The sequence below is a fragment of the Arthrobacter agilis genome, from assembly GCF_006494655.1.
GTDB lineage: Bacteria > Actinomycetota > Actinomycetes > Actinomycetales > Micrococcaceae > Arthrobacter_D > Arthrobacter_D agilis.
On record NZ_VHIM01000008.1, the window covers coordinates 1 to 16,899 of the forward strand.

Here is a 16,899-nt window from a genome sequence, read left to right on the forward strand (position 1 = left end):
GCATTAGCGTGAGACACGAGGACCTCCTGATCGAAAACCGGAACCTAGACAGCTCCACTCTCGATCGGAGGTCCTCCTCGCGTCCAGAACCTACGACGCGTCCTCACACATCAACCAACGTCCCTGGACAGTACATCTAGCGGGGGCGTGCGCCTGCGTGTCGGCGCGCGAGCTCGGCGAGGGAGTCGTCCACGCCGCCGTCCTCGAAGGAGCCGAACTTCCGCTCCGCGGCGGTCCTCAGCAGGAAGTCCGCGATCGCCGGGTTCTTGGGCAGGAGCGAACCGTGCAGATAGCTGGCCACGATGTTGCGGTAGCGGGCGCCCTCGTGCTTCTCCTCGGCGTTGTTCCCGGCGCCCTTGAGGACGGTCGCGAGCGGCTTCAGTCCCTCGCCGAGGAAGGTCTGGCCGCTGTGGTTCTCGTAGCCGTGGATCTCGCCGAATTCCTCGCTGGTGGCCACGACGTTGCCGATCAGGCGTTCCGTGCCCCCGCGGGTCTCGAGGTCCAGCACCCCGATCCCTGGAATCACGGTGCCGTCGTTAGTCCGGAACTCGTTTCCGAAGAGCTGGTACAGGCCGCAGATGAGCAGCATCGGCGTGCCGTCCTCGGCCAGGTCGCGGAGCCGGGGCGCGATCCCGTGGAGATCCTCCTGGATGACCACCTGGCCGCTGTCCTGTCCACCGCCGCCGACGATCAGATCGACGTCGTCCGGGAAGGCGTCACCCGCGTTGTGCTCGAGGATCTCGGCGCCGTAGCCCCGCCACGCGAGGCGCTGCCTGAGCACGAGGACGTTCCCGTAGTCGCCGTAGATGTTCATCTCGCGCGGATACAGCTGCAGGATGCGCAGCGTTCCCTTGGCCGGGTCGGAGGGAGCCTCGCTGAGGGAACTGGCGGACGGTGCATCGGTCATCAGGAGACCACCTCGACCTTCGTGATCTTGGAGAGTTCGCGGCGCACGGCGAGCATCGCCGTATAGGTGCAGAAGATGCGCTTGGGGCGGCCCGCCGCGCCGCCGATGAACTGCTTGAGGGCGTCGGTGATGTCGGGCTCGACGGCGCCCACGCGGACGTCGTCGTACGTGAGCCGGAGCGCCATGTCGTAGGCGCGAACGCCACTGACGAGGTCCACGCCTCCGAGGCCGAGCGAATCGAAATCGACGTCCCACAGCCAGGACATGTCCCGCCCGTCGGCGTAGTTGTCGTTGATCGCGATCATGGTCGCGCAGCCCGCCGGATCGAAGGACTTCAGTCCCAGCCGGAAGCCGCTGGGGTTCTTCACGAGGACGAGTTCCAGGGGCCGGCCGTCCACCACGAGGCTCTCGCCGCGGCCGAACGCCGGCTCGACGGCGGCCAGGGACGAGAAGAGTGCGCCCTGATCGGCGGTGCCCCCGAGGACCGCGCGTGCCGCGGCGAGCGCGGCGGCCGCATTGAAGATGTTGTAGACGCCGCGAAGCCGCAGGTCCGTGCCGGTGACGGTGCCGTCCGCCTCGAAGGTGGCGGAGCTGCCGTCGACGGACCGGAGGACGACGTCGGCGGGCAGGGCCGAGGCGGGGGCTGTGCCCTCGGCACCACGCAGCTCGTCGTCGTTCGGGAAGGTGCTCCGCAGGGATTCGTCGAGGCCGAAGTAGACGACGTCCGCGGCCGTGACCGAGGAGGCGATCCCCGCGACACGCGGATCCTCGCGATTGAGCACCACCGTGTCCGTGGTGGCGACCGCGATGCGCTCGAGCAGGCGTGTGGTGGCGTCGATCTCGCCGAACCGGTCCAGCTGGTCGCGGAGGACGTTGAGGAGGAGGGAGTAGCGCGGAGGGACGAGCCTGACGAAGTGCACGGCATGGGCCTCGTCGAGTTCCAGGACGGCGACGTCGGCCTTCAGGCGACCTCGCCAGTCGACCTCGCCGAGGAGGGCTGCCGCGACCCCGCGGGTGAAGTTGCTGCCGGTCCGGTTGGTGAAGACGGTCAGGCCCTGGCCCTCCAGCAGTTCGACCAGCATCTTGGTGGTGGTCGTCTTGCCGTTGGTGCCACTGACGACGACGACGCCGCGGGGGAGTGTGGAGAGCGCGCGGCCCATGAAGCCGGGATCGAGGCGCTCGACCACGAGACCGGGGAGGGCGGAGCCGCCGCCGCGCAGACGGGACGCGATGCGCACGGCCTTGCCCACGAGGACTGGTAGGGGATTCATGCCTCCACGATATCGCCGGTGAGCCCGGGGACACGGCAGGTGGGGTCGGAGCGGGCGCTTCCACGGGGCGTGCGGCGATCGGACCCGGTGCCGTGACGACCTAGAATCGGGGGATGACTTCCTCGTCCTTCTCGGCGCCCCTGCCGACGTCGGTCCCGCCGTCCGACGGCGCCGTACCTCCTGCCACGCCCGGTGCGCCCTCTGCTGGGACCGTGGCGGACGCCGCGCCCGGCACCCGGTCCGGCACCCCGTTCAAGGTGCTGGACCGGGTGCCTGGAGGAGCAGCGGTGGGCGCCGGCGCACGCCGGGACGTCGTGGTCGGCGTCCTCGCGGTCCAGGGCGATGTGCGTGAGCACATCGCGACGATCGAGTCGCTCGGCGGGCGCGCCGTCGCGGTGCGGCGACCGGCAGAGCTGGCAGCGGTGGACGGCCTCATCATCCCGGGCGGCGAGTCGACCACGATCGACAAGCTGACCCGTACCTTCGGGCTGTCCGGCCCACTGCGCGAGCTGATCGCCGGAGGACTCCCCGTGTACGGCTCCTGCGCGGGCATGATCATGCTCTCGGACGTCGTCGCCGACCCCTCCACCGACCGGTCGGGCGCGCCGCAGCAGACCCTCGGCGGGCTGGACATGGTGGTCCGGCGCAACGCCTTCGGCCGCCAGCGCGAGTCCTTCGAGACGGATCTCGACTTCACGGGACTCGCCACGACGGGCAGCGTCCGGGGGGACGATCCCGTACGGGCCGTCTTCATCAGGGCGCCGTGGGTCGAGAAGGTCGGTGAGGGCGTGGAGGTGCTGGCAGAGGTCCCCGCCTCGGAGACGCCCCAGGCGGGGCCGCAGGGTGGCGTCGGTCGACGCTCCGGTGCAGTCGCCGATCCGGAGTTGGAGCCGGTCGCTAGAATTGTCGCAGTGCGTTCGGGGAACCTGCTGGCCACGAGTTTCCACCCGGAAGTGACGGGTGAGCGGCGGGTCCACGAACTGTTTATTCGGATGATCAGAGGAGAAGCGTAAGCATGTCGGGGCACTCCAAGTGGGCAACCACCAAGCACAAGAAAGCCGCGATCGACGCCAAGCGCGCGAAATCGTTCGCGAAGCTGATCAAGAACATCGAGGTCGCGGCGCGCGCCGGCGGCGCCGACGTCGCCGGTAACCCCGGCCTCGAGCTGGCCGTCTCCAAAGCCAAGAAGACGTCCGTCCCCATCGACAACATCAACCGCGCGGTCAAGCGCGGCGCCGGCCTGCTCGGCGAGGCCGTCGACTACCAGACGATCATGTACGAGGCGCGCGGCCCCCAGGGGTCGGCCCTCCTGATCGAGTGCCTCACCGACAACAAGAACCGCGCGGCCTCCGAGGTGCGCCTCGGCATCTCCCGCAACGGCGGTACGATCGCCGACCCCGGGTCCGTGGCCTACCTGTTCGCACGCAAGGGGGTCGTCACGCTGCCGAAGAACGGCCTCACAGAGGACGAACTCCTGATGTCCGTGCTCGACGCCGGCGCCGACGAGGTCAAGGAATCCGCCGACACCTTCGAGATCGTCTCCGAGCCGCAGGACCTCCGTGCCGTGGTCGAGGCGCTCGACGGGAGCAGCATCGAGTACGAGACCGACGAGGTGGAGTTCGTCCCGTCCATGCAGGTGGATCTCGACGCAGAGGGTGCCCGCAAATTCCTGAAGCTCGTCGACGCACTCGAGGAGCTCGACGACGTCCAGAACGTGTACTCGAATGCCCATCTCCCCGACGAGGTCCTGGCCGAGCTCGAGGACGACTGACATCGTCCCTGAGGCAGCCGTCGCCGCACACTCTCGAGCCGCTCGATGACCTACCGGGTCATGGGCGTGGATCCCGGACTGACCCGGTGCGGTCTCGCGGTCGTCGACATCGAACCGAACCGCCGCTCCACCCTCGTGGCCGTGGGCGTCGTGGGGACGGAGGCGGGTCGGAGCCTCGATGAGCGCCTGCTCGTCATCTCCGAGGCGGTCGACACCTGGCTGGATCTGCACAAGCCGCAGGTCCTCGCCGTCGAACGCGTCTTCAGCCAGCTGAACGTCAGCACGGTCATGGGGACCGCCCAGGCGTCCGGCGTCGTCATCGTCTCGGCCGCCCGCCGGGGGATTCCCGTGGCCCTGCACACCCCGACCGAGGTCAAGGCCGCCGTCACGGGCAACGGGCAGGCGGACAAGGCGGCCGTCACGAAGATGGTCACCAAGATCCTCCGGCTGGAGACCGCGCCGCGGCCTGCCGACGCCGCCGACGCGCTGGCCCTCGCGATCACCCACGCCTGGCGCAGGGGAGTGGGGCAGCAGGGAGGCGCTGCGGCGGCCGGTTCGCTCACGCCGGCGCAGCGCCTGTGGGCGGATGCGGAAGCCAAAGCGCGACGGCGGTAGCTGCTCGGCGCGGTGTGGCGGCTCGATCGGGCCGCAGCTGACCGGTACCGTAGAGCAATAGAACGTATGTTCGACACCGGGTCCTGGCCCGGGCCTCCCCATCCCACCTGCCCCTGGAGCGCCTCATGATCAGTTCCCTGCGCGGGACAGTGACCCACGTGGGCCTGCACTCCGCCGTCATCGACGTCAACGGATTCGGCATGCAGGTCCAGGCCACGCCGCAGACGCTCGCCGGCCTCCGTACGGGTGAGCAGGCGACCGTCGCCACCGCGATGATCGTCCGCGAGGACTCCATGACGCTCTTCGGGTTCGAGGACGCCGACCAGCGCGAGGTCTTCGAGACGCTCCTCGCCGTCAGCGGCGTCGGTCCGCGCCTGGCGCTGGCCGTCCTGGCCGTCCACACCCCTGACGCCGTGCGCGTCGCGGCGTCGTCGGGCGACGACAAGGCCTTCAGCAAGGTGCCGGGCATCGGCCCCAAGGGTGCTCGCCGGATCGTGCTGGAACTCGCCGGCAAGCTCGTGCCCCTCGAATCGAAGCCCGGAACGTCGCCGCAGTCGTGGCAGGGCCAGGTACTCACCGCCATGATGGGACTCGGCTGGTCGGAGAAGGACGCCGGGACGGCCATCGACGCCGCCGTCGCCGACGCCCCGGAGGTCGCGGCGACCGGCGATGTCGGGCAGATCCTGAAGCTCACGCTGCGCAGGCTCGGCCAGGACGGCGCCCGCAGTTCGGCGCGGACGTCGACCCGCGGTGCCGCCCGTACACCGACCGGTGCGGTCGATGCCGCTCCGGACCGTGCCGCCGTCGCGACGGAGGCGGGCTCGTGACCGATCACCACGACCCCCACGAGGACGCGCCGCTCGTCGCGCCGTCGGCCGATCCCGAGGACCGCGCCGTCGAAGCCGCGCTCCGGCCGAAGAACCTCGACGACTTCGTCGGCCAGAAGCGTGTCCGGCGCCAGCTCTCCCTCGTCCTGGAAGCCTCCCGCCTTCGTGGTAGGAGCGCCGACCACGTCCTGCTCTCCGGACCCCCCGGTCTCGGCAAGACGACCCTGGCGATGATCATCGCTGCAGAGATGAACGCCCCGCTGCGCATCACGTCGGGCCCCGCCATCCAGCACGCCGGCGATCTCGCGGCCATCCTCTCCTCCCTCACGGAGGGTGAGGTGCTCTTCCTCGACGAGATCCACCGCATGTCCCGCCCCGCCGAGGAGATGCTGTACATGGCCATGGAGGACTTCCGGGTCGACATCATCGTGGGCAAGGGCCCCGGCGCCACCGCGATCCCGCTGGAGCTGCCGCCGTTCACCCTCGTCGGGGCGACCACCCGGGCGGGCCTGCTGCCGGGACCGCTGAGGGACCGCTTCGGGTTCACCGGGCATCTGGAGTTCTACTCCACCGAGGAACTGGAACTCGTGCTCAGGCGCTCGGCGATGCTGATGGACATGAAGGTCAACTCCGCGTCCTTCGCGGAGATCGCCGGCCGCTCGCGGGGGACGCCCCGCATCGCGAACCGCCTGCTGCGCCGCGTCCGCGACTGGGCGCTCGTGCACGGGATCGACCTGATCGACGCCCGCTCAGCGAGTGCGGCGCTGGACATGTACGAGGTGGATGCGCGGGGTCTCGACCGCCTCGACCGCTCGGTCCTCACGGCGCTCATCACGAAGTTCAACGGCGGGCCCGTGGGCCTCTCGACCCTCGCGATCGCCGTCGGCGAGGAGCCCGAGACCGTCGAGACGGTCGCGGAGCCCTATCTCGTCCGGGAGGGGATGCTCGGGCGCACCCCGCGCGGCCGGATCGCGACGGCGGCGGCCTGGAAACACCTGGGCCTGGTGATGCCGGCCACTGTCGCAGCAGCCATGCCCGAGGACCTGTTCTCGGTGGCCCCGGACGATCTGATGGGCAGCGAATCCGCGCTCGACAGTTGGGCCCAGCCGGACTCCTGACGCAGGAACGTCCAGCATTCCCCTCTACACTGGTGTCTTCAAACGTGTGCCAGGGCACAGCCCTGCCGCCACACCCAGTCAGAGGAACGGATTTTCCAGTGCTTGCACATGTAGTTGCCCAGACCGCCTCCGAGGATGCTCCTTCCTTCGACATCTTCTCGCTGCTGCTGCCGCTGGCGCTGGCCTTCCTGATCTTCACCATGTTCCGGCGGCAGCGTAAGTCGCAGCAGCAGGTGAAGGAGATGCGCACGCAGATGGAGCCGGGCACCGAGGTCATGACGCAGTTCGGCCTGTACGGGACCATCCTGTCGATCGATCAGGAGAACAACAAGGCCGTCCTCGAACTCTCGCCGGGCAACACCGCGACCGTGCACACGCAGGCCCTCTCCAAGGTGGTGCAGCAGGAACCCGCGGTGGCCGACGACGCGACCGGCCGGTCCGACGACGAGGCCGCCCGCGATCTCGACGCCTTCGACGGCACCGCAGTGCCCGACGACGCGTCCTCGATCGACGGCGTCGACCGCACACCGTCGGCCGGTGCCACGGCCGCCGGGCCGGCCGCCGCCACCACGGTGGGTGCCGATGACCTCGACGGCACGGCCGGCGATCCGCTCACCGGTGACCAGGCAGCGCGCGAGAATCGCGACGCGCGGGACGCACGCGACCCCAAAGGCACCACGGACAACTAGCATTCCCGGGGGTACGCCCTCGCGGCAGCCCCGTCAGGATTCATCAGGCGCGTCATCAGCGCCACAGCATAAGGACACCTCACCATGCCTCGTACCGGTCCCGGGACGGCAGCCAAGCGGACACTAGTCTGGCTGGGCGTATTGACAGCATTTCTCGCGATCCTGCTGGGATCGGGCTCCATCTGGAGTACGGCGAGCTGGAGTCCCCGGCTCGCCCTCGACCTCGAGGGCGGAACCCAGATGATCCTGGCGCCCCGGGTCCAGGGCGGCAGCGAGATCACTGCGGAGCAGCTCGACCAGGCCGTCGAGATCATCCGCCAGCGCGTGGACGGGTCCGGCGTGGCGGAGGCGGAGATCAACACGCAGTCCGGGCAGAACGTGATCGTCTCCCTGCCCGGCACTCCCGACCCGCAGACCCGGGACCTCATCCAGGCATCGGCACAGATGGAGTTCCGCCCGGTCCTCGCGGGAGGCCCGGGCCAGGCTCCGGCCGCCGAGACGCCGACGCCGGAGGAAGACCTGCCACAGCCGGCTGCCGAACCCCAGAACGGGAGCGATCCCAACTGGATCACCCCCGAGCTCTACCAGGAGTTCGAAGCGCTGAACTGCCTCGACCCGGCGGCCCTCGAGCCGACAGAGGAGCCTGCTCCCGCCGACCAGCCGATGGTCGCGTGCGAGCCGGACACGCAGGGCAAGTACATCCTCGGTCCCGTCGAGGTACCGGGAACCGACATCTCCACCGCGAGCTACGGCCTGCAGCGCAGCCCGCAGGGCCAGGCCCTGAACACCTGGGCCGTCACCATCGACTTCAACGACGAGGGCACCCGCATCTTCCGTGGCGTCACCGAGCGCCTCTTCGCCTTCGGCCAGGACGACCCGCGGAACCAGTTCGCCATCGTGCTCGACGGACGGATCGTCTCCGCGCCGAGAACCAACGTGGTCATCCCGGACGGCAACCCGCAGATCACGGGCAACTTCACGGAGGAATCCGCGGCGGCGCTGGCCGAGCAGCTGAAGTACGGCGCGCTGCCGATCAGCTTCGAGATCCAGAGCGAGCAGCAGATCTCGGCGACCCTGGGCGCCGACCAGCTACGGCTCGGCCTGATCGCCGGTCTGATCGGCCTGCTGCTGGTTGCCGCCTACTCGATGTTCCAGTACCGCCTCCTCGGACTCGTGACGATCGCCTCGCTCCTCGTGGCCGGCATCCTCACCTACCTGGCCATCTGCATCCTCGGCTGGACGGAGAACTATCGGCTCTCCCTCGCCGGCGTCGCCGGACTGATCGTGGCGATCGGCCAGACGGCAGACTCCTTCATCGTGTACTTCGAACGCATCCGCGACGAGCTGCGCGACGGGCGCGGGCTCATCACGGCCGTCGAGAACGGGTGGCGTCGGGCCAAGCGCACGGTTCTCGCGTCGAAGGCCGTCAACCTCCTGGCGGCCCTCGTGCTGTACTTCGTCGCGGTCGGGAACGTCCGGGGCTTCGCCTTCACGCTCGGGCTGACCGCGATCGCGGACCTGGTGGTCGTCTTCCTCTTCACCCACCCGGTCCTGCGGCTGCTGGCCCGCACGAAGTTCTTCGGCGAGGGACACCCCTGGTCGGGGCTGGATCCGAGCCGCCTCGGGGGAATCCCGCTCTACCGCGGGGCCGGTCGGCTCCGGGAACCGGGGGCCACCGTTCCCGTCCCGGCTGCGGCCGCCCGGACCAAGAACAAGGGCGCGTCGGCCGAGGCCGAGCGGCGCCTCACCATCGCCGAGCGTCGGCGCGCGGAGCAGCAGAAGGCACTCGCCGGGCGCACGGGATCCACCGTGATCGACCGGCCCGGTTCCACCGAGAAAGAGATCAACGAATGAGCCGCACCAGTTTCGCCACCTTCGGCAACGAGCTGTATTCCGGGAAGCGCTCCTACCCGTTCGTCGCCAAGCGGAACCTCTGGTTCCTGATCGCCGGCATCGCCGTGCTGATCTCGATCGTCATCCCGGTCGTCAAGGGCGGCTTCAACCTCGGCATCGACTTCCGCGGCGGGTCCGAGTTCACGATCTCCGCCACGGAGAACACCGAGATCGCGGTCGGCGAGCGCGCCGTCACCGATGTGGTTCCGGACGCCGTCCCGCGCGTCACCAACATCGCCGCGGACACCATGCGCATCCAGACCGAGCGGCTCTCCGACGACGAGACGCTGAGCGTGCGTGACAACCTGGTCACCGGATACGGGGTCGGCGAGGACCAGGTCACCTCGAGCTTCGTGGGGCCCACCTGGGGCGAGGACGTCAGCCGCCAGGCCCTGATCGGGTTCGGCGTGTTCGTGGTCCTCGCCGCGATCCTCATGGGCATCTACTTCCGCACCTGGAAGATGTCGCTGGCGGCCATGACCGCCCTCGTGGTGGTCATGGTGGTCACGGCGGGCCTGTACTCGCTCAGTGACTTCGAGGTGACGCCGTCGGCGATCATCGGATTCCTGACGATCCTCAGCTACGCCCTCTACGACACCGTGGTGGTGTTCGACAAGATCCGGGAGAACACGGCGGACATCGCGATCTCCACCAAGCGGACCTTCGCGGAGCAGGTGAACCTCGCCGTGAACCAGACCCTCGTGCGTTCCATCAACACCTCGGTGGTGGCGATCCTCCCGGTCGCCTCCATCCTGTTCATCGGCGCGTTCCTGCTCGGTGCCGGAACCCTGCAGGACCTCTCGCTGGCCCTGTTCATCGGGATCATCCTCGGGACTCTCGGCACCATCTTCATCGCGGCTCCGCTCTACGCGGCACTGCGGCTGGGTGAGCCGGAGCTGAGGAAGCAGGAGAAGAAGGTCCACAACCGGCGCGAGCTGGAAGCCGCGAGCGTCTGACCCCACCGGCCGCAGGTCTCCCGCATCCTGCGGCCGTCGGCGTCCGAACCCCGGTTAGACTTGGAGTTGTCGCGTTACCTGTGGCATCTTGAGTGCTTCCGGGAACCGAGATCGAGATTGAGGGGCTGTGAATGGCTGAAGCGGTGCACCCCGCGGAGCGGCCCGCGGAAGGCAACGGCGACACCGCGACCGACTCCTCCGGAGCCGTGACGACCGACTTGTCCGGCGCCGTGACGACCGACGACTCCGGCGCGGACCAGCCCCGCGGCCTCGTGCAGCCGGCGTCACCCGCCTCAGCGCCGTCGGCCATGAGCGCCGACCAGGCAGCGCCCGGCCGCCGCGGCCGCACACGGGCCAGGATCGCCAGACTCACCGGCCGGGGCTCCTCCGGGTACTCGCCGGTCCTCGAACCCCTCCTGCGCACCGTCCGGGCCAACAACCCTAAAGAGGACCTGGACCTCATCCAGCGGGCGTATCTCGTCGCCGAACGCAGCCATGACGGCCAGACCCGCAAGAGCGGGGACCCGTACATCACCCATCCCGTCGCCGTGGCCACCATCCTCGCCGAACTCGGGATGACCGGCACCACCCTCGCTGCGGCCCTGCTCCACGACACCGTCGAGGACACCTCGTACACCCTCGATGAGCTCAAGCGCGACTTCGGGCCCGAGGTCGCGATGCTGGTGGACGGCGTGACCAAGCTGGACAAGGTCTCCTTCGGCGATGCCGCGCAGGCGGAGACCGTCCGCAAGATGGTCGTCGCCATGGCCAAGGACATCCGCGTCCTCGTGATCAAGCTCGCGGACCGGCTGCACAACGCGCGCACCTGGCGTTTCGTCTCACCGGCGTCGTCGGCGAAGAAGGCTCGCGAGACTCTGGAGATCTTCGCGCCGCTGGCACACCGGCTGGGCATGAACACCATCAAGTGGGAGCTGGAGGATCTCTCCTTCGCAGCGCTCCACCCGAAGGTGTACGAGGAAATCGTCCGCATGGTGGGGGACAGGACACCGGAGCGGGAGAAGCACCTCAGCCTCGTGCGGAACCAGGTCGAGGAGGACCTGCGCGCCGTGAAGATCAAGGCGACGATCACCGGCCGGCCCAAGCACTACTACTCCATCTACCAGAAGATGATCGTGCGGGGTAAGGACTTCGACGACATCCATGACCTCATGGGCGTCCGCGTCCTCGTGGACAGCGTCCGAGACTGCTACGCCACCCTCGGCTCGCTGCACTCACGGTGGAATCCCCTCCCCGGGCGGTTCAAGGACTACATCGCGATGCCGAAGTTCAACATGTACCAGTCGCTGCACACCACGGTGATCGGCCCGGGCGGGAAGCCCGTGGAGATCCAGATCCGCACCCACGACATGCACCGCCGGGCCGAGTACGGTGTTGCTGCCCACTGGAAATACAAGAGCGGCAACCGGCAGCCCGACGTCCCCGAGAACGGTGACATGGGCTGGCTCCGAAGCCTCGTCGACTGGCAGCAGGAGACGTCGGACCCCAACGAGCTCCTCGATTCGCTCCGGTTCGAGATCAATGCCCGCGAGGTGTTCGTCTTCACTCCCAAGGGTGAGGTCATGGCCCTCCCTGCCGGATCGACGCCGGTCGACTACGCCTACGCCGTGCACACCGAGGTGGGGCACCGCACCATCGGTGCGAGGGTCAACGGCAAGCTCGTCCCCCTCAACAGTGAGCTCTCGCACGGTGACTGGGTGGAGATCTTCACCTCGAAAGCCGAGGGCGCCGGCCCCAGCCAGGACTGGCAGGGCTTCGTCAAGAGCCCGCGTGCCCGGAACAAGATCCGCCAGTGGTTCACCAAGGAGCGCCGCGAAGAGGCCATCGACAAGGGCAAGGATCTGCTGACGCGCGCCATGCGCAAGCAGAATCTGCCGCTGCAGCGCATGATGACCCACAGTGCCCTGATGTCGGTCGCCGAGGAGCTCCGCCATCAGGACATCTCCGCCCTCTATGCGGCGGTGGGTGACGGGCACACGTCGGCGCAGAACGTGATCGAGCATCTCGTGGCCCTCATGGGCGGGCACGAGGGGGCCGTGGAGAACATCGCGGAGACGGCGGTGGCTACCCAGCCCCGGCGGCCCAAGTTCTCCGACTCGGGTGTCACCGTGCGCGGCGTCGGCGACGTCTGGGTCAAGCTGGCACGCTGCTGCACCCCCGTGCCGCCGGATCCCATCATCGGGTTCGTCACGCGGGGTTCCGGCGTCTCCGTGCACCGGACGGACTGTCGCAACGTGCAGGACCTGCGTGACCAGCCGGACCGCATCGTCCCGGTCGACTGGGCTCCCACCCAGTCGAGCGTCTTCCTCGTCGAGATCCAGGTCGAGGCGCTGGACCGCAAGAGCCTCCTCTCGGACGTCACGAGCGTGCTCGCCGAGAACCACGTGAACATCCTGGCGGCCAGCGTCAACACCTCGTCCGATCGCGTGGCGATGTCCCGCTTCGCCTTCGAGATGGGGGATCCGAAGTACCTGAGCCACATCCTGAGTGCGGTGCGGCGCATCGACGGCGTCTTCGACGTCTACCGGACCACGGGGTCGCAGCGGCGGTCCTGACGCGGGGTCGCGTGCGGATCGTTCCGTCACCCACGGGTGTGGGTCCCGAGAGCTCGGGCTGCCCGTAGGCGCGCGAGTGCGCGTGCCTTCCCCGGTACGCGGGAGGTACCGTCGAGTGCAGCCTCGACGAGCCGCAGCGGACAGTCGAGGTCCCCGGACGCGATGGCGCGCAGGATACCCACCGCTTCGCCGTCCTCGCCGTGCACGGCGACGTCCAGGGCCGTCCTCAGCGGTGTGGTCACGGAGACCCCACCCACCAGGTTCACGTCGAACGGACCCAGCGCCACCTGGTGCATCACGGCACGGCTGAACGGTGGCAGGGCCGTGGTGCGGCGTCGGTGATCCGTGACGAGGCTGATGAGGGTCGGCGCAGGGGCGCAGCCGTACACCCACGCCGCGCAGGTCCGTCCGAGAGCCACCCTTGAGCGCAGGGAGTGGGGGACGCACCGCGCCGCGGCCTGCGACCGCGTCGCGGCGTCCTCCCGGAAATCACTCCGCAGATAGGAATCGCCGATCACGAGCCGCACCAGCCCGTCGAGCCGCATGGCCTGCAGTTCGGCGGAGGTGAAGATCTCCCCGGCGTGGAAGAGTGCTCCACCGGTCGACGTCACCGGCGAGGAGCCTGCGCCCACCCGGCGCTCGGGGGGTGCGGCGACATCGGCACTGTCGAGAGGCGGCATCGCTCCAGCATCGCGAGTGGACGCGGCATGCAAAAGCCCCCCGGGGCCGATGTGGACAACGGCGCCGAAGGGCTCGTGCGGGGAGCCGACCGGTCCGGCGTGGTCAGGCCTGGCCTCGCCGGAGCACGCCTCCTAGGAAAAGTCCTGGGCCGACCTCTGCAGCATCTCGAGCCACTGCTCGCGGGCCGCCAGGGCTTCACGGGCCGTGGCGATCTTCTTCGCGTTACCCGCGCGTTCGGCGTCCGCGAGGTCCTCCTTGAGCTGGGCGATGGTCGCCTCGAGCTGGCTGAGGGCGCTGTTGGTCCGCGCCTTCGTCTCAGGATTCGTCTTCGTCCAGTGCTCGTCGTCGGCCGCCCTGACGGCATCCTCGACCTGCCGGAGCCCGGCGTCGATCCTGCCCATGTCACCGCGCGGTACCTTGCCGGCTTCGTCCCACCGGTCACGGACGGACTGGAGTGCCTTCTTCGCGGCACCGAGGTCGCGGATGGGGAGGATCTGCTGGGCTTCCTTCAGCAGGGCCTCCTTCGCCACGAGATTCCCGGCGTATTCCTCGTCGACAGCCTCGTTCGCCGCCTTGCGCGCTTCGAAGAAGCGGTCCTGCGCAGCACGGAACCGCGCCCAGAGGGCATCGTCATCCTTGCGGCTGGCCCGCTTCGAGGCCTTCCACTCGTCCATCAGCCGGCGGTACTCCGCTGCCGTCTGGCCCCAGTCGGTGGAGCCGGACAGCTGCTCAGCACGCTTGATGAGCGCTTCCTTCGCCTGCTTGGCCTCGGCGTTGTCGCTGTCCAGCTGGGAGAAGTACGCGCGGCGGTGCCGGTCGAACACGGTGCGAGCGGACCGGAAGCGCTTCCACAGCGCGTCCTCGGTCCCGCGCCCGAGCCGGGGTCCGTTCTTCTGCGCCGCCTTCCACAGCTCGAAGAGCTCGTTCATGCGGGTGCTGCTGGCCTTCCACTGCACGGTGGAGGGATCCCGGCCCGCAAGCTCCTCGGCCTCGGCGACGATGGCCTCGCGGGCAGCGAGCTCCTTCGCCTTCAGTTCGTCGTGCACGGCACGCTCGGCCTTCTCGAGACCGCCGATCGCCTCGAGGAGCGCATCGATCCGCGCTTCGAGCGCGACGACGTCGCCGACCATCTTCCGCTCGCCGACCTGCGTCCGGAGGTGCCGGGCCGTCTTCGTCATGTCCGACGCCGGCGCCTTGGCCTGCACGCGCTGCTCGAGCAGTGCCACCTGGCTGGCGACGTCGTCGTACTTGCGCACGAAGTACGCGAGGGCTTCGTCCCGCGTGGCGTCGGGGTACTGGCCCACAGGGTGCTCGGTGCCGTCGACGAGCAGGAAGACGTGGCCGTCCTCCTCGACCCGGGCGAACTTCGCGGCATCCTCGAGGGACGTGCTGTGCGCCGGAGGGGAGGAGAGCGGTTGCGCCGCCTTCTTGAGCGGCTTCTGTGCCATCGCCGTCGGCAGCGGCGGCCTGGACGCGGCGAGGCGGGGCGAGGGGGTGCTCAGGGGGGCCGGCTCAGCTGCGAGCGGCGGGGCGGTCGTCTCCGTGGGGGGCGTCGTCGGTCCCGGTCACCGGGGCGGCTGCGAGCGGCGGGGCGGTCGTCTCCGCGGGGGCGTCGTCGGTCCCGGTCACCGGGGCGGCTGTGAGCGGCGCGGCGGTCCCAGCGGGGGCCTCGTCGGGCAGGGCCACGCCGGAGGCGTCGTCCGTAGCCTGCCCACCCTCGTGCGCCACGGGATCGGCCTCGTCCGCAGGGGGCGCGGCCGCGTCGTTGTAGCCCGGGACCGCAGGCTCGGGCGTGGTGCCGTCGGCCTCCGCAGCGTCCTGCTGCGCCTCGAGGCCGATGGTCGTGTCGTCGGATTTCTGACTCTCTGTCACCGCTAGAAGTCTTTCGCTCGTCGGATGGCCGTGAGCAACGCCGGGGCCATTTCGTACAGGGGTCAGGAGTCTATCGGTCCCGAGGGGACCGACGTCCCACCTGACCCTGTGGTTACTCTACCCATTGCCCTCCGGTCGGCGTCACGGTCGGGAGGGCGAGCCCACCTGTGGAGGCGCACGGTGGGCCGGTACGGCCCGGCTCGGGCCCGCGGCCCACGTTCCCGGCCCGGGCCCGCTTCTCCCGGTGCCCGGGTTCCCGGCCCGGGACCCGCTTCTCCCGGTGCCCGCTTTTCCCACCCGTCCTGCCCGGCACCTAGGATTGAGGACGCACAACCGGGCCGCCGCCCTTCCCTGATCCCGGCGCCCGTCGGACCCCGTGCAGGAGGAGAACCACCCATGGCCCGCAAGGCATCGCTGTCCGGCTTCCCCGAGTGGCTTCCTGAGGAGCGCCTCATCGAGCTCCACGTCCTCGAGGTCCTGCAGCGCACCTTCGAGCTGCACGGTTTCTCGAGCATCGAGACGCGAGCCGTCGAGACCGTCGACCACCTCCTGCGCAAGGGCGAGATCGACAAGGAGGTCTATGCGGTCTCCCGCCTCCAGGCCGAGGAGGCCTCTGCGTCCGAGAGCGGCCTGGCCCTCCACTACGATCTGACCGTCCCGTTCGCACGGTACGTCGTCGAGAACGCGGGCCACCTCGCCTTCCCCTTCCGCCGGTTCCAGATCCAGAAGTGCTGGCGCGGCGAGCGCCCGCAGGAGGGCAGGGCACGCGAGTTCACCCAGGCGGACATCGACGTCGTCGGTGACGGCGTCCTGCCGTTCCGGTACGACGTCGAACTCGCCCTCGCCGTCGTCGAGGCACTGGGAGCCCTGCCGATCCCGGCCTTCACACTCCGCGTCAACAACCGCAAGCTGGCGGAGGGCTTCTACCGCGGGATCGGCCTCGAGGACACCGCGGCAGTGCTGCGGAGCATCGACAAGCTGGAGAAGATCGGCGCCGAGAAGGTCGGCGCACTGCTGCGCGAGGAGACCGGGGCGGACGACACCCAGGTGGCCCTCGCCCTGGAGCTCGCCGGCATCCGGACGGCTGACACCTCCTTCGTGGAGCGCGTCCGCGCCCTCGGCGTGACCAACGAGCTCCTCGACGAAGGACTCGAGGAGCTGCGCCAGGTCGTCGGCGAAGCGGCGCGGTGTGCCCCGGGCCGCGTGGTCGCGGACCTCAGCATCGCCCGCGGACTCGACTACTACACGGGAACGGTCTACGAGACCGTCCTCGACGGGCACGAGGGTCTCGGGTCCATCTGCTCCGGCGGTCGCTACGACGCCCTCGCACGGAAGGGCAACCGCACCTTCCCCGGCGTCGGGCTGTCCATCGGCGTCACGCGCCTCGTCTCCCGGATCCTCAGTCAGGGGTTCGCGACCGTCTCCCGCGCCGTGCCTACGGCGGTCCTCGTGACCCTCGCCGACGACGACGCGTGGTCCGAGGCGCAGGACGTGGCCACGGCACTCCGGAGCCGCGGCATCTCCGCGGAAGTGGCAGCGGGTGCCGAGAAGTTCGGTAAGCAGATCAAGTTCGCGGACCGGCGCGGTATCCCGTTCGTCTGGTTCACCGCCCCGGACGGCACGCACGAGGTCAAGGACATCCGATCGGGCGACCAGGTCGCGGCGGATCCGGGCTCGTGGACACCTCCGGCCGACGACCTGCGTCCGGTCGTCGCCCGGGCCTGAC

Annotated in this window: 14 protein-coding genes and 1 pseudogene; 10 read left to right on the forward strand and 5 right to left on the reverse strand. The window is 69.4% G+C overall.

Annotated elements, in window-relative coordinates; all coding sequences use genetic code 11:
* Positions 1-136: 136 nt before the first annotated feature.
* Both FJV46_RS12430 and FJV46_RS12435 read right to left on the reverse strand, forming a co-directional pair.
* Positions 137-907 (reverse strand): type 1 glutamine amidotransferase, encoded by a 771-nt coding sequence (locus FJV46_RS12430; RefSeq protein ID WP_087027131.1) that lies wholly within the window; start codon positions 905-907, stop codon positions 137-139.
* On the reverse strand, positions 907-2,178 hold the full coding sequence (locus FJV46_RS12435) for a Mur ligase family protein (RefSeq protein WP_087027129.1): 1,272 nt from the start codon (positions 2,176-2,178) through the stop codon (positions 907-909). Before FJV46_RS12435 ends, FJV46_RS12430 begins: the two co-directional genes overlap by 1 nt.
* A 113-nt stretch (positions 2,179-2,291) precedes the next feature.
* Between FJV46_RS12435 and pdxT the strand changes: the two genes are divergently transcribed.
* The 9 genes and pseudogenes from pdxT (at position 2,292) to FJV46_RS12480 (ending at position 12,620) form a co-directional block, all read left to right on the forward strand.
* The gene (gene pdxT / locus FJV46_RS12440) at positions 2,292-3,191 is read left to right on the forward strand and encodes a pyridoxal 5'-phosphate synthase glutaminase subunit PdxT (RefSeq protein WP_087027127.1); all 900 of its coding nucleotides are present in this window, start codon (positions 2,292-2,294) and stop codon (positions 3,189-3,191) included.
* A gap of 2 nt (positions 3,192-3,193) precedes the next feature.
* The gene (locus tag FJV46_RS12445) at positions 3,194-3,949 is read left to right on the forward strand and encodes a YebC/PmpR family DNA-binding transcriptional regulator (protein WP_087027125.1); all 756 of its coding nucleotides are present in this window, start codon (positions 3,194-3,196) and stop codon (positions 3,947-3,949) included.
* A gap of 45 nt (positions 3,950-3,994) precedes the next feature.
* On the forward strand, positions 3,995-4,564 hold the full coding sequence (gene ruvC, locus FJV46_RS12450; protein WP_087027123.1) for a crossover junction endodeoxyribonuclease RuvC: 570 nt from the start codon (positions 3,995-3,997) through the stop codon (positions 4,562-4,564).
* Positions 4,565-4,689: 125 nt separating this feature from the next.
* A pseudogene (ruvA, locus tag FJV46_RS12455) lies at positions 4,690-5,316 on the forward strand (Holliday junction branch migration protein RuvA); the annotation flags it as partial.
* A gap of 71 nt (positions 5,317-5,387) precedes the next feature.
* Positions 5,388-6,509, forward strand: a complete 1,122-nt coding sequence (gene ruvB, locus FJV46_RS12460; protein WP_087027119.1) for a Holliday junction branch migration DNA helicase RuvB — start codon at positions 5,388-5,390, stop codon at positions 6,507-6,509.
* A gap of 98 nt (positions 6,510-6,607) precedes the next feature.
* Positions 6,608-7,198 (forward strand): preprotein translocase subunit YajC, encoded by a 591-nt coding sequence (gene yajC / locus FJV46_RS12465; RefSeq protein WP_232008634.1) that lies wholly within the window; start codon positions 6,608-6,610, stop codon positions 7,196-7,198.
* Positions 7,199-7,282: 84 nt separating this feature from the next.
* Positions 7,283-9,052, forward strand: a complete 1,770-nt coding sequence (secD, locus tag FJV46_RS12470; RefSeq protein WP_087027117.1) for a protein translocase subunit SecD — start codon at positions 7,283-7,285, stop codon at positions 9,050-9,052.
* Complete coding sequence (secF, locus tag FJV46_RS12475) at positions 9,049-10,047, forward strand: protein translocase subunit SecF (protein WP_087027115.1); 999 nt, start codon at positions 9,049-9,051, stop codon at positions 10,045-10,047. The genes secD and secF overlap by 4 nt, the downstream gene beginning before the upstream one ends.
* A 308-nt stretch (positions 10,048-10,355) precedes the next feature.
* Positions 10,356-12,620 carry a RelA/SpoT family protein gene (locus tag FJV46_RS12480; protein WP_087027154.1) on the forward strand — a complete coding sequence of 755 codons (2,265 nt, stop codon included), beginning with the start codon at positions 10,356-10,358 and terminating at the stop codon, positions 12,618-12,620.
* A 26-nt stretch (positions 12,621-12,646) separates the two neighbouring features.
* Here FJV46_RS12480 and FJV46_RS12485 read toward each other — a convergent pair whose 3' ends face one another.
* The 3 genes from FJV46_RS12485 to FJV46_RS12495 all read right to left on the reverse strand — a co-directional run bounded on the left by FJV46_RS12485 (position 12,647) and on the right by FJV46_RS12495 (position 15,173).
* Positions 12,647-13,300: a hypothetical protein gene (locus tag FJV46_RS12485; RefSeq protein WP_087027113.1), complete on the reverse strand. Its 654-nt coding sequence runs from the start codon at positions 13,298-13,300 to the stop codon at positions 12,647-12,649.
* A gap of 132 nt (positions 13,301-13,432) precedes the next feature.
* Positions 13,433-14,749, reverse strand: a complete 1,317-nt coding sequence (locus tag FJV46_RS12490; RefSeq protein WP_087027111.1) for a DUF349 domain-containing protein — start codon at positions 14,747-14,749, stop codon at positions 13,433-13,435.
* A gap of 64 nt (positions 14,750-14,813) precedes the next feature.
* Entirely contained in the window at positions 14,814-15,173 is a 360-nt protein-coding gene (locus tag FJV46_RS12495) for a hypothetical protein (protein ID WP_087027109.1), read from the reverse strand.
* 396 nt (positions 15,174-15,569) lie between these two features.
* Between FJV46_RS12495 and hisS the strand changes: the two genes are divergently transcribed.
* Positions 15,570-16,898: a histidine--tRNA ligase gene (hisS, locus tag FJV46_RS12500; RefSeq protein ID WP_087027107.1), complete on the forward strand. Its 1,329-nt coding sequence runs from the start codon at positions 15,570-15,572 to the stop codon at positions 16,896-16,898.
* The last annotated feature ends 1 nt before the right edge of the window (position 16,899 follow it).